Genomic DNA, 20,445 nt, shown 5'->3' with positions numbered 1-20,445 from the left:
TATAAGGCAGACGACAACCATGGCATATATCACTACCCATCACCGCTTTGTCATCGATGACAACCACCCAAGCGACGTTTTTGGCGAGCTGACGAATTTTTTTAGTCTATATAGCGCGACGGTTGATAACCTGCGCCATCTAAGCCTTCAGCTGACCGTACCGCCCGATTTTGACGTGGATGACAACAAAAAACTTGCCGCGGCTTATCGCCAGTTTATCCAAGGCGTGCGCTACACCGTACCCGACGCGCATATTTTGCCGCTTGCGTTTGATACACAAGATCAGACCACCGACAACGCCAACACCTTAACCCTACTGATCCAGCACATCGCCGAATATGACGCGGACGCAGATGCCGAATTTAACACGCCAAGCCTGTATCAGCGCACCTTAGGCAAGCTATTGCCAAAATTTCACGGCGAACGCAGCGATGACGGACTATATCCTGCCCAGTCTACGCCAACGCTGCCGCAAGCCACGCAAGCATTGCCGCCTGTCGCCCCGATGGTCAATATTCCTAGGCAGCCTATGCAAGCGCCACAATACGCCGCACCTGCCCCCGTCAATCCACCAGCTAGCCAAAACACGTACGCCACACCGCCACAGGATCAGCACCATCAGCCACAACGCCAAGCATACGTTCAACCCCAACCGCCACAACCTACACCAAGCACATCGCAACCACCACTGCCCAATATCGCCCACAGTGCCAAGCCGCACTACACCTATTTAACCGACGTGATTGTGCGTGAAGCCGAGCGCAAACGCGCCCAACTTGTCGGACAAACCGTGCGCAGTATCACGCTTAAGCCTGCCGATGGCTTGACGCTGGCGTGGGTTGAACAGTTGTTTGCCAGTTTTAATGCCGCTGCCAGTCAAGCAAAAGGGCAAGCCGCGTCTGACGCGATAGGGCTGGTGTCATACGGTTATGAGATTTTAAAACCCAAGCTACAGGTGATGGGGGTGAGTGTTGCTGAGGATATGACGTTTGGGCTAAAAACCACTGCCAAGGCTGGTGTTGCAGAACATAGTACGTTGCAGTCAGGGACGGTTTTGCCAAGTCAGTTAAATCTGGGTGTTAAGTTTGTGGTTTGAGTGTTGGTGGGTTGAAGGCGTTCATAAAGTCGGGACGATTGACATAGTGAGGGATATTTTTTTTGAGATTCTATAAGAAATTCAACGGCTCGAGTCTTGATTTTAGTTGAGTATTATTTGGTTTTCCTGTCGGTATTGTCTCAGCGAGACAGCGAGATGACCAAGACAAACCCGCTGACTTGGTCAAACGCAACTTTACCGCAGATAGCCCAAACAAGCTATGTGAACCGTCCCAGAATTGTCGCAGACCTCAACATTTGAGACAATAGCACAAAACTTCAACCAATTCCCCTAAAATGACCGCCACCAAACCAACAGCCACAAAACCCAGTCGGATTTATTTACCGCACAACCCAGCATATTTGCATGGCACATTGCTGGATTTTTTTAGCCAGCATTTCGCCCATATTCCGCGTGACGTATGGCAAGCACGGTTTGCCGATGGACTGATAACCGACACCCACGGCAACGCCCAGGCAGCCAGCGCGCCGTATCGGGCAGGGCAGACGCTGCAATATTTCCGCGCCGTGGCAAATGAGCCTGTCATCGCCGCCGAACCGACCGTGTTGCACCTTGATGCGCATCTACTGGTTATCGACAAGCCGCACGGGCTACCTGTCATTCCAACGGGGCAATACGTTGAGCAGACTGTGCTTGCCAAGCTACGGCGCAATGCCGACTTATTGGCACACCACGCGGCAGGGCAGCTTGATATCATGGCGATATCGCCCTTGCACCGTTTGGACAAAGACACAGCAGGCGTGATGCTGCTGTCTGTCAATCCTGCCAGCCGTGGCATCTATCAGCAGGGCTTTGCCAAACACACCATGCACAAGGTCTATCATGCCATCGCACCCACGCGCACGGACTTGACATATCCTTACCGCGTGGCAAACCGTATCGAGCGCGGCGAGCCGTTTTTTTTAAGCCAAATCGTGGCAGGCGAGCCCAACGCGGTGACCGACATTGAGCTGCTGCGGCATGGCGGCGCGTTTAGCCACTATCAGCTAACCCCCTTAACGGGCAAAAAACACCAACTGCGCGTGCACATGGCAAGCCTAGGAATGCCGCTGCTTAATGATCGCCTATATCCAGTCGTGCAGCCGCTTGGCACAAGCGACCCGGCACGTCCATTACAGCTATTGGCAAAAGTCATTGACTTTATTGACCCCATTAGCGGACAGGCGCGTCAATTTATCAGCCAACAGACGTTGGTATTATGCAGTGAATCATAAGTAACACTTGGTCACACAAGGTTAATTTATCATAAAACGCTTGACAACTACCCACCATCGGCTAAAACTAGCTTACTGGCACAACACACAACACCGAGTCCGAGGCAACGATGGCAACCAATTTTCAAATCGCAGGCGTAAATGGCAGTATTGAAGGCGACGGCGAGCAAACACTGGTCATGATTCATGGCTGGCCAGACACCAAAGCTCTGTGGCAACAACAAGTTGCGTTTTTTAAGGATCATTACCGCTGCGTGACATTTACCTTGCCTGCGTTTGACCAGCCTGACGCACCCCCACGGGTATTTTCGTTGCAAGAAGTCATCGACATCATTCGCCAAGTCATTGATCACGTCAGCCCCGAGCGCCCCGTGATTTTGATGACCCATGACTGGGGCTGTATGTACGGCTATCAGTACACGCTACGCCATCCTAAGCGCGTGAGCCGCTTGATTGGCGTGGATGTTGGCGACGCTTATAGCGCGGCGTTTAACCAAAGTTTGACGCTCAAAGACAAGCTTGTGATTGCAGGTTATCAGCTGCCGCTTGTGGCAGCGTTTCGGATTAATGGACGCATAGGCGATAGCATTGCTGAGACGGTGGGCAAGGTATTGGGCGCGCCTGCACCTGCTAGATCAATTCATGCCAACATGGGTTATCCGTATTATTCGGCGTGGACAAAAGCAAAAGGCGGATTTAAAAATTTAAAACCGTTGGATTTTGCTTGCCCGTTTTTGTTTGCTTATGCCACCCAAAAGCCGACGATGTTTCACTCAGAGGCTTGGCTGATTGATGTCGCCAAAAATCCTGACAACCAAGTCAGCGGCTTTAAAACATCGCATTGGGTGACGGTGGATGAACCTGATCTGTTTAATTACACCGTGTTGTCATGGCTTAGACGGCTTGATGTCACGGCTTAGTGAGTTTTTACCTAGGCAAAGGTCAAGCCTAAGAGGACGGTTGCAGTGGTTTAAACTGCTAAATAAAAAACTGTGCATAGGTAGCCACGGCGTTCTAGCCACAGCTACCTATTTGGATCAATGAGATGTACCCAAACGCACTTGCCAATATTTAACCGAGATATATTCCTCAATGCCGTATTTTGAGCCCTCACGCCCAAAACCTGACTGCTTCACACCGCCAAACGGTGCAACTTCATTGGAAATCAGCCCCGTATTTTGCCCAACCATGCCGTACTCCAATCGCTCGGTGACGCGCCAAGAGCGTGCCAAATCGTTGGTGTAAAAGTAACTGGCTAAGCCAAACTCGGTGTCATTGGCACGCGCGATGACTTCGGCTTCATCATCAAACGTGGCAATCGCCAACACAGGGCCAAAAATTTCTTGTTGACTAATTGCCATGTCATCGGTCACACCCTCAATTACGATGGGCTCAACCAGTAGATTGGGTGCGCCGTTGGCAAGCGTGGCAGGCGTGTTGGGTAGCGGCTCACCCAACACCAACTTCGCCCCATTGGCCAATGCGTCATTGAGCAAATCGCGTACCTTGTCCACCGCGTTGGCATTGATGAGTGGACCGATGGTGGTGTTATCATCCATACCATTGCCGACCTGTAAGGCGCGTACTTTGGGCAATAACACTTGTAAAAACGCATCTTTGCTATCAGCTTGTACAAACACGCGGTTAGCGCACACGCACGTTTGCCCTGCATTGCGGAATTTAGAAGCAATCAAACCTTCGGCAGCCGCGTCCAGATCCGCATCATTAAACACGATAAACGGCGCGTTACCGCCCAGCTCCATGGACAATTTTTTGAGTGTATCGGCCGATTGCGCCATCAATAGCCGCCCTGTTGCCGTTGAACCTGTAAACGATAGCTTACGAATTCGCGCATCACCTGTTAGCACATCGCCCACAACATCGGATTGGCCTGTCACCATTTGCAACACGCCTGCAGGCACGCCTGCACGCTGCGCCAATTCACCCAACGCAAGCGCGGTTAATGGCGTCAGCCCAGCAGGTTTGACGATTATCGAACAACCTGCTGCCAAGGCAGGCGCGACTTTGCGTGTGATCATCGCGGCAGGGAAGTTCCACGGGGTAATCGCTGCACATACGCCAATCGGCTGCTTGAGCACAACAATGCGTGCATCATTGGCAGGCGCGGGGATGATATCACCGTAAACACGCTTGCCTTCATCGGCAAACCAACGGATAAAACGGTTAGCGTAGTCAATCTCGCCACGTGACTCACCAATCGGCTTGCCTTGCTCTAGCGTCATGATGGTCGCTAAATCATCGCGATTGGCATCAATCAAATCCGCCCATTGGTGCAGGATTTTGGCGCGTGTTTCGGCGGTTTGCGCTGCCCAGTCAGTTTGCGCGTGGGTGGCATGGGCTACGGCAGCGCGCACGTCATCGGCAGACAGGCTTGCCACTTGTGCGATGAGCGCACCATCAAACGGATTGGTGACCGCAAAGGTCTGCCCATCGCTGGCAGCTTGCCATTTGCCATTGATGAGACTGTTTGTTTGCCATAGGCTTGGGTCGGTTAAGTGCTGATGAATGGTAGGATTGGGGGTGATCATCATAGATCCTAGTTAGTTATATTAAATAATGAATTTATGCAGAATAGCTAAATTGGCTGCAACCAATATACCAATGCCATTAGTCGCAGCACAATGAATAGTAACGCAATTATTGTAGAGGAATATGTCGTCGGCGTATGTAATGTTTGTTTGGTGGTTTTTTACGCGCCAATCACCAAACCTGCCCATAGCCCAAAAAATCTATTGATGGGTAAGCCAAGATTGCTTTAAATCCGCCGCTGCTTGGCGCGTATCCGCCGCGCCCAAAATCGCCGACACCACGGCAATGCCATCAGCTGTGACCCCAGCAGTCGATAGATTGTTTTGCAAAGTGGGTAAAGTTTTGGCATTGATACCGCCAATTGCCACCATCGGCAAATCCACCGCCGCGCGCATAGCGGCAAACGTTGCGATATCCACGGTCTTGGCATCGTGTTTGGTGTGGGTGGCAAATACCGCGCCCACACCCAGATAATCCGCCCCATCAGTTTGGGCTTGGCGGGCTTGCGCCACTGTACGCGCCGATACACCAATGATTTTATCTGCACCCAATAACCGCCGCGCGACATCAGCAGGCAAGTCGCTTTGCCCGACATGCACGCCATCGGCATCGATCGCCAATGCGATATCCACGCGATCATTGATGAGTAGCGGCACATGCTGCGCCTGACAAATGGCTTTGACTTGTAAGGCTTGCTCAAAAAATGCACGGCTATCAAGGTTTTTTTCACGCAGTTGCACCAGCGTCACGCCCCCTGCAATCGCTTGTTCGACTGCATTTGCCAAGGTCACGCCTGCAGGCAAACAGCTTTGATCAGTCACTAAATACAAGCTATAATCTACTGGCTTACGCATCGTTTTATCCTTTTTAACCTTTTTTAAAAAAACAGCTATCAATCATTGATCAAGCATCACGGTGGGTTTAGCCCCGTGTATCTGCTGGTGTCGTGCAATCATCCGCCGCGCCACCCATGACAGGCTAAACATCGGTAATTGCGCCGCGCCAACCAGCGGCAAAAACATCGTACCCAAAAACGGCAGCGCAATTGAGTAAGTCAGCATCAAATTGCGCCCACCGCTAATTAGCGAGGCGGTGATGTATTCCTCAAGCCCTTTTTTGCGATACAGCAGATACATGCCAAAATAATACAGCACCACCAGTGCCACCGCGATGACAAACAACAAAATACCTGTGCCCAAATCTTGGTCAAGCTCACGCCGAAAACCACCCACCAGACCCAGCGGAAATGCCATCAGTAAAATGATATTATACCGTGCCACCAACGGATAGGCAGTTTGTAACCAATGCTGCGGCAACGTGCGCCGCGCCACCGCCGCCAAAATCATCGGGGCGATAACATACACCGCCAACCGCCGCCCATACATGGCAAAATCCACCGTCGCGCCATCCGATGCTAACAGCGTCAACACCCCAAGCAAAATCACAGGCATCAATAGCGTTGCAGCAATCGTCATTGCCATTGCCTCAAGCGCATCAAAGCCCAACGCATTGACCAACGCACCACTACCAAACAGCGGCGCAGTCACCGATATTGCCGCAATCGCCAGTAGCAAATCACCACGCGCACCACACAGCCATGCCACCCCTGTGGCAATCAGCGTCATGCCCGCTGTTTGCATCACCGCAAACCGCCACGTTTTGGGCAGTGCCATGTTGCGCAATAGCTTGCGCTCATCTAACCCAAGCAACGTAAAAAACATCAAAAAAAACAAAATCGCAGGCAATGTTTTGAGCACCATTGCCGACAAATTAGGTAACAACATACCCAACACGCACAACGCAGGCATGACAATCGTACTATTTTTGGCAATCCATCGCAGCATGATAATCCCTAAGTTCTTGCAAAAAACCAATCTTATCATGCACCATGCAATCTGCGAGAAATATTCGTTGGTTTGGCGGTGCAGATATTGTCACCAATCTTGCCGCTATGCTATAGTAATTGTTTACCAAAAGGCTTGCCAAATCGGCACGGAGGCGTATACATGGCAATGAATATTGATTTGCAGCAGTTGGCGGACATACTGGCACTTGCCGAACAAGCCAAGATCGATGCCTTGGAGCTACGCCAAGGCGACACCCATATCCGCATTGTCTGCCGTGATGGTGAACCACCCACCACGACAAACAACCATCACACACCCAATCGCCAACAACCTGTACCCATCGCCAATACGCAGCCTCAACCAACATCAGATCCAAATGCTGACCGCTCAAGCCAGCAGACAGCTACTGACAAGACCAACCACCCAAATACTGATACCGCCACGTCCATCACCTCACCGATGGTTGGTACGTTTTATCGCCAGTCAAGCCCAGACAATCCGCCGTTTATTGAAGTGGGCAAAACCGTGGCTATAGGTGATACCTTGTGCATCATCGAAGCCATGAAGATCATGCACGAAGTGAAAGCCGAACGCGCAGGCACCGTGCGTGAGATTTTAGCCAATGACGGTGATATGGTGGAATATGACCAGCCGTTGATTGTTTTGGGCTAACGTTGAAATTTTTTTCTGATTTTATACTGCTAAATTTGTACCCAGTTGCCCACGCATTGTAGCTCAATCGTAGCGAATGCGTGGGTTTTTTACGGTTTTAACACGAGACAAACACTGCCATGACCACAACTGCCCACCACCGTCCATATTTTGACAAATTGCTAATTGCCAACCGTGGTGAGATCGCCTTACGCGTGATTCGCGCGTGTCGTTTGCTTGGTATTCGCTCAGTCTTGGTGCATTCAACCGCCGACCGCGATTCCTTGCCCGTGCGTATGGCAGATGAAACCGTGTGTATCGGTGGCGCGCCTTCGACCCAAAGCTACCTTAACCAAGATGCGATTTTGGCGGCAGCCGAATTGACAGGCGCACAAGCCATTCATCCAGGCTATGGTTTTTTGTCAGAAAATGCCGAATTTGCCGAGCGTGTCGAGCAGGCAGGCTTGATATTTGTTGGACCGACTGCCGCCAATATCCGCCAAATGGGCGATAAAGTTGCCGCCAAACAAGCCATGCTTGCCGCAGGCGTGCCGTGTGTGCCAGGTTCGGACGGTGCATTGCCTGCTGATGACGCGGCGGTGTTGGCACTGGCGCAGCAAGTCGGCTTGCCTGTTATCATCAAAGCAGCAGGCGGTGGCGGTGGGCGCGGTATGCGCGTGGTCACTCAGCAAGATGAATTGCTAGCTGCCGTTGCGATGACGCAAAAAGAAGCCAGTACCGCGTTTGGCAACCCAACGGTGTATATGGAGCGTTATTTGCAGCAGCCGCGCCATATTGAGCTTCAAGTCATCGCAGATAATCATGGCAATGCGGTGCATCTGGGTGAGCGCGATTGCTCAAGCCAACGCCGCCACCAAAAAGTCATTGAAGAAGCTCCTGCGCCACAAATTAGCGCCGATGAGCGTGCCAAAATCGGGCAGGCGTGCGTTAATGCGTGTCGCCAAATGGGCTATCGCGGTGTGGGCACGTTTGAATTTTTGTATGAAAACGGCGAGTTTTTCTTTATTGAGATGAACACGCGTATTCAAGTTGAGCACCCTGTGACCGAGCTTGTGACGGGGATTGATTTGGTTGCCGAGCAAATCAAAGTTGCAGCAGGCGAGCCGTTGAGCTTTGGGCAAGATGATATCAAATGGACAGGGCATGCCATTGAATGCCGCATAAATGCCGAACATCCGTTTAATTTTATGCCAAGTGCAGGCAGGATAGACTACTGCCATTTACCAGCAGGCAACGGCGTGCGCGTTGATAGCCATATCGAATCAGGCTACCGTATACCAACGCAGTATGATAGTTTGATTGCCAAGCTGTGCGTGCACGCACCGACACGAGAACAGGCTATCACAAATATGCAAGCGGCATTATCAGAGCTCACCGTCACAGGGATTTTAACCAATAAGGCATTACACCAAGCATTTTTGGCAGATGAAAAGTTTGCCCAAGGCGGTAGCAGTATTCATTATTTGGCAGAATGGCTAGCGGCAAATCAAGCCAATCTACCGATGAACACCACAGATTTGCCCAAAGACAGCGTGCGCGTTCCCAATACGTAAGCCCAATCGTCACGCGCTATCCAATCAATAACCCACATAGGACAAAAATCATGCCAGCGGATGCTAATCACACGACACACCATACAGCTGCTACCTGGCAGCTTTGTAGCGAGCGTTGTTTGACGCTGTTTTTGCCCAAGCCTGTCACGCTTGAGCAGCAACAGCTATGTTGGTATTGGGCAGAGGCTATCCCGGCATTGACAGGCGTGGGGCAGTGGGTGGCAGAAACTGTGGTTGGCATGAATACGCTGAGTGTCTATACCCACGCGCTCAGCACTGCCGAACTGCGCCAGTTGCACCATGCTTTGCAAGACTTTACCGACCACACACGCACGCCCAAGCAGCTTGATGGGCAGCACATCAAAATCCCCGTGCGCTATGGCGGTGAATATGGTCCTGATTTAGCCGCAGCGGCAGCGCTAAAAAACTTAAGCATCGGCGAGTTGGTCACGCAGCACACCCAACCGATTTATACCGTGTATTTCATCGGTTTTCAGCCTGGTTTTCCGTATTTGGGTGGTTTGCCTGCCACGCTACACATGGCACGCCATGCCACCCCACGCAAACAAGTGCCTGCAGGTTCGGTAGGAATTGGTGGTGAGCAGACAGGGATTTATCCGTTTGCCTCGCCAGGCGGTTGGCAGCTGCTCGGTCGCACGGATTTACCGTTGTTTGATATCACCAAGCCTCAGCCGACATTACTTAAAGCAGGTGATACCTTGCAATTTGTCGCAGTTGAAGTTATTGAATAAATTGTAATTTAACCTAAATTCAATGCAATCAAAACAAGCGTAAAAACAGCCCAAAACCGAGTAGGGGATAGCCCATGCAGCCACAACTTTCGCCAACAAATACCACCGCAACCAATACAAACGCGCTACAGATCCAAGCCATCAATGGCTTAGCCAGTGTGCAGGATTTGGGGCGTTTTGGGCAACGTGGGCGTGGTATTGGCATCAACGGCGCGATGGATGCGTGGGCATTGCGTGCAGGCAACGCGCTATTGGGTAATGATAACAATGCCGCCGCAATTGAGCTTACCTTAGGTGGTATGACGCTAACGTTTAGCCAAGATACGGTATTTTGCCTTACAGGTGCGCTATTTGAGGCGTATTTAAGCAGTACAGCAGACGATAAGCAGCGCGTGCCAAACGGCTGGCGCATACAGGCACGGGCAGGCGATACCTTAACCTTGGTGCGTGCGGTACAAGGCATGCACGGTTATTTATGCGTGCAAGGCGGCATTGACGTGGCAAGCGTTTTGGGATCGGCAAGCACCAACAGCAAGGCAGGATTTGGCGGTTATCAGGGGCGTATGTTGCAAGCAGGGGATCGCGTGCCTATTGTTGCGGCTAACCATACCAACCGCACCGCAAGCCAACCGATTGGTATTGCGCCATTTGTGCCGACTTTTTGCCAAGCGTTGCAACAAGTCGCGGCTGAACATCCCGACACGCCGCTAATTCGTGTGCTCAAAAACAGCGAATTTGACGCATTTAGCCCCACCGCGCAGCAAAATTTTGTCACCACACCGTGGAAACTAACCAGTAGCAGCAACCGCATGGGTTATCGCCTTGAGGGGGCAGCGCTGACCCTAAATGCGCCGCTACAGATGAATTCACACGGTGTTGATATCGGTATGATTCAAGTACCACCACAGGGGCAACTAATTGTCCTGATGGCAGACACCCAAACCACAGGCGGCTATCCCAAAATCGCTAGTATTATTGAAGCCGATATCGGACGTTTTGCCCAATTGCGTTTTGGGCAGGCGTGCCGTTTTGTCTATGTTGATGTTGCACAGGCGATTGCCGCGCGTGCAGCTTATGAGCGCTACCTAAAACAAATACGCCAATATGCCAAAGACTGATGTTAAAAAATGAATAAGGATTTTACATGACACAAATGTTACGTATTGATTTAAACGCCGATGTTGCCGAAGCGTGCGGTCAAGACGCGGCATTGTTGCAAATCGTCAGCTCTGCTAACGTCTGCTGCGGGCTACACGCAGGCTCTGCCGTGACCGCGTACCAAACTGTGCAGTTTGCTAAACAACACGGCGTGCGCGTTGGGGCGCATCCAAGCTACGATGACCGCGCAAACTTTGGGCGCACCAACCAAAACCTGTCTGACGATGATGTAACAGCCGTGCTCACGTACCAGCTCGGCGCAATACAAGCCTTATGCCAGCAAGTCGGCGTACCGTTGTCGTACGTCAAGCCACACGGCGCGTTGTACAACCAAGCGGCAAAAGACCCACAGCTTGCCGCCGTTGTAGCACGTGCCATTCAAGCGTTTGATCCAAATTTGTCTGTCATGGCACTGTCGGGCGGCGCACTAATTGATGCGGCATGCGCCATTGGTTTGGCGGTAGAATCAGAAGTCTTTGCTGACCGCCGTTATGAGGACAATGGCGCGTTAGTCGCGCGTAGCCAGCCCAATGCCGTGATTGAAGACGATGACGAAGCTTTGGCGCAGGTGCTACAGATGATTACCCAAGGCACGGTCACCAGCATCCATGGCAAAACCATTCGCGTACAGGCAGATAGCATTTGTTTACATGGTGATTCGGCGCACGCCGTTGCCTTTGCCCAGCGCATTTTTGCCACACTCAATGAACAAGGCATTATGATTGCCGCGCCAAACCGCGTTTAGACTTTTACCCAACACCCAAGAGACCCGATCATGCTAAATATTGACATCGAGCAGCTACGCACATTGGTGCGCTTAATTGCCCAAAGCCAGCTTGTCAGCGTAGAGGTTACGGTGGGCGACACCTGTGTGTCTGTCAAAAACCGTGCCAACCACGCAACCACGGATACGCCAACCGCCAACACCGTCGCCGATCAGCAGACCACAACCAGACAACCGCAAGCCCAAACAGAACTTGCCATTCATTCGCCATACGTTGGACGCTTCAAGACTGCACCTGATGCAATCAGCCTCACGTGTGTGCAAGTGGGCGATCATGTGCAAGTCGGTGATACTATTGGCTATGTTGCGTCATTGGCGCGGCTATTACCCGTGGTCAGTGAACATGCAGGCACGGTAACAAGCGTATTGGATCATGACGCTCGAGTGGAATATGACAGTGTTTTGGTGACATTGGGCTAATTGGATTATTGTCTAATGTGTAAATGTTTATTTGTCTGAACGCTTAAACGTAAAAAGCCTGTTTAATTACAGGCTTTTCATCAAATGAGCGGATGGCTACTGCTAGACGGTCAAGCCTGAGCGCAAAAGCGCAAATCTAAGCTATTTGATAGTTTATACCAAAATTTTAATATCTTCGCATAATGTATATTATGTTAAATAATATTGGTGAGTTTTTGGTAAGATTTTTGACTTATTTGGTATGACTGACATTGTATTTCACTTTGGTTAGCTTAGCATAGTTGGGCAAAAGCCGCACGTTACTTTTGCCAAGTTTTGTACCAAATTTTGCTTATGTGGTTGGGTGCTGTGGTTGGTCGTTGAGTATGCTAAGCCGTTTTAATAAAAACTCTACCCTGCTTTCGTCACTGCCATTGCCTTTGTAGCCGTATGCTTTGTCCACCGCTTTGTCAAGGGCGGCATGCGCTTGGGTCAGTTGTGGGTATGGGTCTATCAGGTGACGGTTGTACAGCTGCGCCAATGTGGGTTTGGGGTTGTCTGTGTTGATGTTGTGTGTGCGATAGTGTTTACGCGCGTCTAAGACGGCTTGTCCTGCTATACCGATGGCTTGGCGCGCTGCGGTGGCTTTTTTGCTGTTGTCGTCTGCCATGAATGGGTATGGAAAGTTGTTGTAAACGATGGTATTTGAGTAGCGGTAATCGCTTTTTAATCGTCCTGCTACCAGTCGCATAAACGCGTTGTGCATACTGCTTGATAAAACGCCAAAATGATAAGTTGTAGCATCTTGTAAGCTAAAAACAAGGTTGCTACATACTGTGTTATGGTCGATAAAACCAATAGGAACTAACCGCCTATTTTCTGAAGAAACACTGGGAATAAGCAAGTAATTTCCTTGACTGGGTTGGCGTATAGATTGGAATAAATGCGGCATATCCGCCATTTTTTGGGTTTCTTTGTTGCTACTTTCTAATCTCATTTTTTTTACATTTTCAAGTCTTGCAATAATTAATGGCATTTTTTCTAAGTCTTTATTTAATTCAATTGAATCATAACCGTCAAACCATAGACACCAACGGCTAATATCGTTTAAAAATTCCTGTGCACCTAAAAATGGGCGGATATATTTTTTTGTCAATGGTTCTTGTTGTATTAATTCTATATATTCCTCGTTTGATAATAATAAATTGCCACCATCTGTCGGTTGGCTACCTTTATACATTAAATTTTCTTTAGAATATTGTTTAATTATTTTATCAAAAAAGACATTTTCGCTATTCACCAAATAACCGTTAATATTTTTGGCTTTATTGGGCTTGGGATCGCCTGCGATATCATCATAAGTAAACAATGTTTTGTCATCGTGTTCCTGCAAACCAAACCCAACAATCACACAATGCACCGCTGCCACACCCCTGCCCTCATTCGTCCATTTAAACGTCTGATGGGCAAAATTGATAAAGCCGCCGCATGACTCTAGCAGATATCGCCACAAAATCGCCACCTGCTCGCCTTGGTTGATAGAATTGGTTGAGACAAACGCGGTTTCAACGTGGTGGTTTTGTTTCGCTGCCGCCTGCATAAAACTCATAGCTTTGATGTACCAACCTGCGACATAATCTAGCGTTTTGTAGCCTTTGATATGCCCTGCCACCGCCTCTAGGTCTGCTTTTTGCGCAGAAGTTTGATAAGCCTTACCGATAAATGGCGGATTACCCATGATATAGTCGCACTTATTGGGGGCAATTACGTCTGACCAATCCAACTGCAAAGCATTGCCTTCAATGATATGCGGACTATACACAATCGGCGTGGTCGGGCGCGTTGTGCCAAAGCGTTCGGCAGTCGCTTGGTTGAGCTGATGGTCGGTAATCCACAACGCCACACGCGCAATGTGGGCAGCGTGTGGCTCAATCTCGATGCCATAAAACTGCTCAACCGTCACGCGGCACATGGTAGAAATATCCAACAAACCGCGTTGGTCGCCATAGATTTGGGCGATTAGCTGATTTTCTAACAAACGCAATTCACGATACGCAATAATCAAAAAATTGCCACAACCGCAAGCAGGGTCAAAAAATGTCAGCGTGGATAATTTTTCATACAACCGCATGGCGCGTGGTTTGTCTTTTGTGCATTTGCTAAACTCGTCTCGCAAGTCATTTAAAAATAAAGAATTGATGACTTTTAAAATGTTTTTTTCACTGGTGTAATGTGCACCAAACTCGCGGCGTGTGTCTTTGGCATTTTTACTGTCGCTGTGGTCAGTGTTGCCCATATCAAGCACACTTTGAAACATCGAACCAAAAATTGCAGGGCTGATTTCGCTCCAGTCTAGCGTATTACATGCCATGACAAGGTTGTACAAATTGGCATCAAAATACGGTATCGGCACATTGTCGGCAAACAAATTGCCGTTGATATAGGCAAACTTGGCATAATCAGCTGGTAGACGGCTAGAGCGACTTTGGGTGTTGAGTGTGTCAAACAAGGTGGCAAATACTTGGTGCAGGTTGCTGCCGTCAGGGTGAGCTTGGCGTTCCAATAGCTGTTGTAACAAGTGTTTTTTGCCAAAAATACCCGTATCATCGGCAAAAAAACAAAAAATTAAACGTGTTAAAAACAACGCCAAGTCATCGGGATTAACGCCATCATCAATAAAAGCTTGGTGTAGCTTAGCAACCATCTCAGTCGCTTGGCGGTTGATGGGATTTTCCTCAATAATTTCATTGGCATGGCTATCGGGCGATAAAAACCCAAGCCACTCAGCGTGTTTTGGTAGGTCAATTAAAGCGCATTGGTGGGTTTTTATCGCTAGTGGGTTGGCAATGTCATACAGCCACAATTCATCAAAATTTGATAGCACAATATAGCGTGGCTTTTCGCTAGCGTTGAGCTTGTCATAGTATTCACTGACCTGTATGTAGGCTTTATTTAAGTCCACGCCGCGGCTTTTTTGCTCAATCATGACAAGCTTTGGAATAAAAGCATCGATGTATTTTTGCCCTTTGCCATCTTTAAGTCGATGCTCAAATGCTTTGATTTGAGTTTGCCCCGACACGCCATACGCGTTGAATACTTGCGTCCAAAAGTTTTGCGATTGTCCGCGCTCATAACCTTCGGCATCTTGGTAATCATGAATGACTTTTTGTAGCTGTTGGCGAATATGGCTAAAATCTGCGCTCATCGTGTTTCTCAAAACCGTTATGACTTGAACATCAAAACCAACCGCTATTATGTGAGGTTTTTAACAAAAAGCCTAGCGGTTTTGGCTAGGCTTTTGTGGTGTGATTTTAGGCTTGTCGATGCGGCTTTAGCCGTACAATCCCTCGGCAAATAAAGGCTGGCAATTATACTTGCCGATGATAGCAACAATTGCCCTACCCAAGCCGCCCACACGCCTGCCACATTCCTTGTGGTTTTTTTACCGCTATTTTGCTTTGGCGTGCTATGCCTAACATAGCTCAAAAGCCAATGCTTGTAAAGCCCTTGTTCCAAATTGACGATGCGTTCATATAACTGCCGACATCATACGCCAGCTATGCTACAATCACGCCAACATTTAGCCGCCAGACCAAACCAACCTATGCCAACACAAGCCCACACTATTCCCCTATGCCTACCGTCTGATATCACCGCCGAACAGTTTTTGGCAGAATACTGGCAAAAAAAACCACTGCTGATCAAAAACGGCTTGCCGCAATTGGTCGGTATGTTCGAACCCGATGACATCATCGCACTGGCACAAGATGACAATGCCACCGTAAGGCTGATCAGCCAACAAGACAACCACTGGCAGCTACATACCAGTCCGTTTAATGATGACGTTTGGCAAAATTTGCCTACGCATTGGACGGTGCTGGTGCAAAACTTGGAACAATGGTCGCCTAAGCTTGCCTCGTTATGGCAAGCGTTTGCCTTTGTCCCGCAATGGCAACGTGATGATATCATGGTGTCTTATGCACCTGCAGGTGGCGGTGTCGGCGGACACTATGACAATTACGATGTATTTTTAGCCCAAGGTTATGGCAAACGCCGTTGGCGACTGGGTAAAATGTGTGACACCAATAGCGAGTTTTTGCCCAATCAGCCGCTGCGTGTGCTACGCGATATGGGGCAAATTATCTTTGATGAGGTGCTATCGGCTGGCGATGTGCTGTATGTACCCAGTAATTTGGCACATGATGGCGTAGCAGTGGATGACTGTTTGACGTTTTCGTTCGGTTGTCGTCGTCCCTCGGCGCTGACTTTGCTAGATGCACTGGCAGATGTGGCGACACATGATGACGCTTTAGCAATTCCGCTAAAAATCGTCCAACCGCCCCACCCTAACGCGCATCATGCAGTGGGCATGGTCGCCCCCGAAAGCCTTGCCGATATCAAACGCCAGCTACTTGCCTTGTTGCAATCTTCACAAGGTGACGCGCTGCTAAACCGCGCCATGATGGAAACGGTCAGCAAACGCCAATATGATTTGTTATTGCCCGAGCTAGACGATGATTTGACCGATCTAGACGCACTGGCGCAAGCGTTGGCAGATGGCGCAGGCGTACGTCAGGATTTGGCAGGGCGTATGGTGTATCAGCGCACAACGCGCGACACCAACGCCAGCAATTTGGATTTTGCGCTGTTTATCAATGGTGAATACATCGCGCCTGATGATATCGCACCCCATGCCCAAGTGTTGTTGCGTCGTCTTGCCGATGGTGAATGTTTGACAGGCGCGGATTTTGAGGCGGCGGGCGTGCCGATCGATGAACTTGCCGATTGGCTAGAAAACGGTTGGGTGTGGCTGGATATCGATACAGAAACGGATTTTTAGTGTATTTAAAGTACCCAAACGGTTTTGTTGAAATTATTTTGCGAACGCGTTTGGGTGATTGTTCTACTGATAGGTTCCTGTTAAAGTGATGATTTAAAACCCAACGCCCTGCATCGGTGTATTTAACCTGTCTAGATAACAACAAGTGATGATTATGAGCTATTATTTCGGTTTTCACCCCTCACAAGATTTGTCTGATAAAATCGACAAAGCCTACGCCCTCATTGAAAGCGGTGCAGACGTGCGTTATGACACCTACCGCGACCAAATCACCCACATGGTCAATCAAGAATTGCTAAATGCCATGCTAGGCAAGCTTATCGAAGCCATGCCCGAGCACTCTGAACGGCGCGCGCATTTGGTCAAAGCCAATGACACTATTCATGTCACCGTTGATAAGCTGATTAATACCTTGCTATCACCTGCCGATAACGCGCAAGTATTGCCAAGTTTTGAGTTTTTGGACGAACAAGTGCTATTTCGTGATACAGAGGGGCAACGCCGTATCAGCGTGCCGCTAGATGATACGTTTGCGCGCGAATTGCTGGCGTGTATCGAGCGCGTGCAGCAAGGGCATGGCGAAGCCGAGCGCGACAACTTGACGCGTTTATTTACCCAACTGGTGCAGGCGTGCTTGCAGCATTTTATGGGCGATTTCACCAAAACCTTGCCGCTAGGTATGATCAAACGCCGCGCCATTCCTGTTGCTGAAGGTGTGATTAACAAAGTAGTGTCCGTGGCATTGCAGCGGCTGATTCCACAAATGCCACAAGATGCACTGGCACGATTTAGCGCATATTATGGCACACTGATTTTTCAAGCCCAGTCATCCCAGTCATAACCCGTGATTAAGCGATATCGCTAGCCAGTCGCCGCTAGCCAAACGCTGCGCCCGTAACCCTACCCTAAGCCACTTTTACAAGGAAACACCATGCCCGCGCTTAGCAATCAAGAAATTGAACGTGTATTGCGTAATTCAGAATGCCTAATCAGCCGTATCGAGGTGCAAGCCGCGTACGAACGCTTGGCTGCCAGCGTCAATCTGTACTACGCAGGGCGTAACCCAATTGTTATGGTAGTGATGAACGGCGGTCTAATCCCTGCAGGGCAACTTTTGACTCAGTTTACCTTTTACCACCGTATGTACTACATTCACGCCACGCGCTACCGCGATAACCAAGGCACGGACAAGCTAACATGGCTGCACCGCCCCGATGTCAATTTGGCAGGCGAGGATGTGCTATTGATTGATGATATTTTTGATGAAGGTATCACGCTTAAAGCCGTTGTGGATGAACTGCGCGCCGAAAATCCTGCCAGCGTGCGTACTTGTGTACTACTCAATAAGATACACGCGCGCAAAGTGGCGGACTTTACGACAGATTTTGTCGGACTAGATGTGGCTGACCGTTATGTGTATGGCTGTGGTATGGATTATCACGGCTATTTGCGTCATATGCCTGGTATTTACGCGCTTAAAGAAAACGCGATCTAATCAGCCATTTTCATCTATTTAACGCTTGTACAACCAAAATGTAAACCAAATCACCAATTAAAGTGCGTCAAACTGCAACATTAACCCCGTTTGGCGATTACCGCGTTGGGTAATCGCTTGGCGCAACATAGCCTCACTACTTACAAGCGTCAATGCGCCGCGGCTGCGCGTGATCGCGGTATAAACCAACTCTTGGCTAAGTAAGCGTTGGTGGCTTGCATCAATACATACCGCGACATGGTCAAATTCTGAACCTTGCGATTTATGAATACTTAGCGCGTACGCCCATTCACAGCTTTCTTGGCTCAAGCGGCGGCTGTCAATCGCCTGATCAGCAAAGCATACCCAGATTGTGTTGTCTTGCTGCACACAGATCCCAATATCACCGTTGAATAGCCCAAGCTGATAATCGTTTTTATTGATCATAATCGGCACACCGTGATAAAAAAAATCTCGCGTTGCACTCATGTGAGCAACATTAAAATATGCCTGACGTAGCATTTTATTCAGCATTTGCGTACCAAGCCGCCCACGATGTCCTGCACTGAGCACACGATAAGCATCAAACTGCGCAAATAGCTGTTTTCGGGTGGCTGCATCGTGGATATTTATCCCACTGGTTTGCCAATCGCGCATGAGAGCAAAAAAATCATAAAACGGTGCAGCAATCACACGATACAAATCATCGCTGAGTGTATTTTGGCGCACACCAAACCAACGCAACGCTGGCTGCTGCTTGGCTGTAGTTTGACTATATTCGTGTTTGATAGCAGTTTTGATATCGGTTTTAGTCAGTAGTATTTTGGCTTGTTGAAACTTAGCTTGCTTGTTGGCGGTGCTATCATTTGGTAAAAGAACCACTTGCGCCAGTTGCCCTAAGGCAGAATCAGCGGCGAAGCGTTTAGACTCGGTCAGCTCGGTATGATACGGCTGCAAGGCGTTCACTTGGCATAAATCCGACAATACCGCGCCTGCCTCAACCGCTGCTAGCTGATTGGCATCACCCAGTAGTATCAGCTGAGCCGTTGGTCTAATCGCATCTACCAACTGACTGGCAAGCTCTAGCCCAAGCATGGATGCTTCATCAACAATCACCACATCATACGGTAGCGGATTACCTGCATGATAACGCGGCACACCTGTTTGCCCAATGCCCAACAAGCGGTGTAAGGTTTTGGCATCATCCAGTGTATGGATTGCGTCGGGCATACTTTTGGCAAGTGATTCGCGCATACGTTGCGCTGCCTTACCCGTCGGCGCAGTCAAAGCAATCGCTAACGGTGGCAGATTGGGGTTATCTTGTCGAGCTTGTGCATGTGCCACCAAGCGCGCCTGCACAAGCTGCGCCACCGTAAAGGTTTTACCCGTGCCAGGACCACCCGTGATGATGCTTAAGGCGTATTTTTGTGCATTGATGATGGCTTGCTGCTGCTGGGCGTTGGGTTTTGGCGCATTGTCTTTTGTCACATTGATTTGCACCGACTGCCCTACTTCTTCATGCCGACTGCAAACTGGTTGCTGGGCGATTGCTAAAAGCTGCTGCGCCAGTTGGTGCTCGGCTGCCCATTCACGCTGTAGCCAAAATGTCGCTGTATTTTTCGCAAAATCGGTGTATTGCATCACTAGCGGTGTATTAACTGCGGCGGGATTGATTTTGGTGTGCGCGTCCAAAACTGTTAGCCATTGCTGTGTTTGCCAGTTTGTGATGTTCTCTAGGCTAACACAATTGCCCAGATCTAGCTGGCAAATGGTGTGTCCTTCGCTTAGGTTTTCACTAAGCTGAGTAAATAGATATTTTAAACAATCGGCTTGAGTGATTTTTCCTGGTTCTTTGATGTGTTTAGTTTTTTGATTTTTATTTGTACTTAGGCTATTTTTAGTAACTTGTCGAGCCAATATAAAGTCCATTACTGTCTGTAATTGCTGGCTAAATTCACTCAATTGATTTTTGTCAAGCTCTGACTGCATGGGCGGTGCTGTCGGTTCGATATCATCCTTCGAATTTGGTGGGTTTTGTGAGTGCATGTTATTGTCTCAATGGTCAATTTAATAAAAATCAAGTGG

Annotated in this window: 17 protein-coding genes; 12 read left to right on the top strand and 5 right to left on the bottom strand. The window is 49.2% G+C overall.

The annotated features are described in order from the left end of the window. Positions 1-19: 19 nt before the first annotated feature. From MA2_RS01115 to MA2_RS01105, 3 genes are all read left to right on the top strand, one after another. Positions 20-1,096: a hypothetical protein gene (locus MA2_RS01115; protein ID WP_067055161.1), complete on the top strand. Its 1,077-nt coding sequence runs from the start codon at positions 20-22 to the stop codon at positions 1,094-1,096. Positions 1,097-1,392: 296 nt separating this feature from the next. Then, positions 1,393-2,331 carry a pseudouridine synthase gene (locus MA2_RS01110; protein WP_067055158.1) on the top strand — a complete coding sequence of 313 codons (939 nt, stop codon included), beginning with the start codon at positions 1,393-1,395 and terminating at the stop codon, positions 2,329-2,331. Between the two features lie 110 nt (positions 2,332-2,441). Further along, positions 2,442-3,251 (top strand): alpha/beta fold hydrolase, encoded by an 810-nt coding sequence (locus MA2_RS01105; RefSeq protein WP_067055155.1) that lies wholly within the window; start codon positions 2,442-2,444, stop codon positions 3,249-3,251. A 117-nt stretch (positions 3,252-3,368) separates the two neighbouring features. Here the strand turns inward: MA2_RS01105 and MA2_RS01100 are convergent, their stop codons facing one another. The 3 genes from MA2_RS01100 to MA2_RS01090 form a co-directional block, all read right to left on the bottom strand. Next, positions 3,369-4,880 carry an NAD-dependent succinate-semialdehyde dehydrogenase gene (locus MA2_RS01100; RefSeq protein WP_115254051.1) on the bottom strand — a complete coding sequence of 504 codons (1,512 nt, stop codon included), beginning with the start codon at positions 4,878-4,880 and terminating at the stop codon, positions 3,369-3,371. Between the two features lie 201 nt (positions 4,881-5,081). Further along, positions 5,082-5,735: a thiamine phosphate synthase gene (gene thiE / locus MA2_RS01095; RefSeq protein WP_067055149.1), complete on the bottom strand. Its 654-nt coding sequence runs from the start codon at positions 5,733-5,735 to the stop codon at positions 5,082-5,084. Between the two features lie 42 nt (positions 5,736-5,777). Further along, positions 5,778-6,725, bottom strand: coding sequence for a lantibiotic ABC transporter permease (locus tag MA2_RS01090; protein WP_067055146.1), 948 nt, complete (start codon positions 6,723-6,725; stop codon positions 5,778-5,780). A gap of 162 nt (positions 6,726-6,887) precedes the next feature. On the opposite strand from MA2_RS01090, the gene accB reads away from it, so the two are divergent. The 6 genes from accB to MA2_RS01060 all read left to right on the top strand — a co-directional run bounded on the left by accB (position 6,888) and on the right by MA2_RS01060 (position 12,067). Then, on the top strand, positions 6,888-7,400 hold the full coding sequence (accB, locus tag MA2_RS01085) for an acetyl-CoA carboxylase biotin carboxyl carrier protein (protein WP_115254052.1): 513 nt from the start codon (positions 6,888-6,890) through the stop codon (positions 7,398-7,400). A 119-nt stretch (positions 7,401-7,519) separates the two neighbouring features. Continuing rightward, on the top strand, positions 7,520-8,953 hold the full coding sequence (gene accC / locus MA2_RS01080; RefSeq protein WP_067055139.1) for an acetyl-CoA carboxylase biotin carboxylase subunit: 1,434 nt from the start codon (positions 7,520-7,522) through the stop codon (positions 8,951-8,953). A gap of 50 nt (positions 8,954-9,003) precedes the next feature. Continuing rightward, positions 9,004-9,705, top strand: coding sequence for a 5-oxoprolinase subunit PxpB (gene pxpB, locus MA2_RS01075; protein ID WP_067055135.1), 702 nt, complete (start codon positions 9,004-9,006; stop codon positions 9,703-9,705). A gap of 74 nt (positions 9,706-9,779) precedes the next feature. Continuing rightward, positions 9,780-10,823: a 5-oxoprolinase subunit C family protein gene (locus MA2_RS01070; RefSeq protein ID WP_067055132.1), complete on the top strand. Its 1,044-nt coding sequence runs from the start codon at positions 9,780-9,782 to the stop codon at positions 10,821-10,823. 26 nt (positions 10,824-10,849) lie between these two features. Further along, complete coding sequence (gene pxpA, locus MA2_RS01065; protein ID WP_211269862.1) at positions 10,850-11,608, top strand: 5-oxoprolinase subunit PxpA; 759 nt, start codon at positions 10,850-10,852, stop codon at positions 11,606-11,608. Positions 11,609-11,638: 30 nt separating this feature from the next. Continuing rightward, a complete protein-coding gene (locus MA2_RS01060) occupies positions 11,639-12,067 on the top strand; it encodes an acetyl-CoA carboxylase biotin carboxyl carrier protein (protein ID WP_067055129.1) in 429 nt (142 codons plus the stop codon). A gap of 331 nt (positions 12,068-12,398) precedes the next feature. Here the strand turns inward: MA2_RS01060 and MA2_RS01055 are convergent, their stop codons facing one another. Further along, positions 12,399-15,251: a DNA methyltransferase gene (locus tag MA2_RS01055; RefSeq protein WP_067055126.1), complete on the bottom strand. Its 2,853-nt coding sequence runs from the start codon at positions 15,249-15,251 to the stop codon at positions 12,399-12,401. A gap of 354 nt (positions 15,252-15,605) precedes the next feature. Between MA2_RS01055 and MA2_RS01050 the strand changes: the two genes are divergently transcribed. The 3 genes from MA2_RS01050 (at position 15,606) to MA2_RS01040 (ending at position 18,381) form a co-directional block, all read left to right on the top strand. Beyond that, a complete protein-coding gene (locus tag MA2_RS01050; RefSeq protein ID WP_306303887.1) occupies positions 15,606-16,886 on the top strand; it encodes a cupin domain-containing protein in 1,281 nt (426 codons plus the stop codon). 154 nt (positions 16,887-17,040) lie between these two features. Then, positions 17,041-17,727 carry a hypothetical protein gene (locus tag MA2_RS01045; RefSeq protein WP_067055120.1) on the top strand — a complete coding sequence of 229 codons (687 nt, stop codon included), beginning with the start codon at positions 17,041-17,043 and terminating at the stop codon, positions 17,725-17,727. A gap of 90 nt (positions 17,728-17,817) precedes the next feature. Further along, entirely contained in the window at positions 17,818-18,381 is a 564-nt protein-coding gene (locus MA2_RS01040; RefSeq protein ID WP_067055117.1) for a hypoxanthine-guanine phosphoribosyltransferase, read from the top strand. 57 nt (positions 18,382-18,438) lie between these two features. On the opposite strand, the gene recD is transcribed toward MA2_RS01040, so the two are convergent. Beyond that, positions 18,439-20,406, bottom strand: coding sequence for an exodeoxyribonuclease V subunit alpha (gene recD, locus MA2_RS01035; RefSeq protein ID WP_067055114.1), 1,968 nt, complete (start codon positions 20,404-20,406; stop codon positions 18,439-18,441). Between the last annotated feature and the right edge of the window lie 39 nt (positions 20,407-20,445).

Source organism: Moraxella atlantae NBRC 14588 (assembly GCF_001591265.1).
Classification (GTDB): domain Bacteria; phylum Pseudomonadota; class Gammaproteobacteria; order Pseudomonadales; family Moraxellaceae; genus Faucicola; species Faucicola atlantae.
Note: the sequence above shows the minus strand (reverse complement) of the source record. Positions and strands in the feature narration are given on the sequence as shown.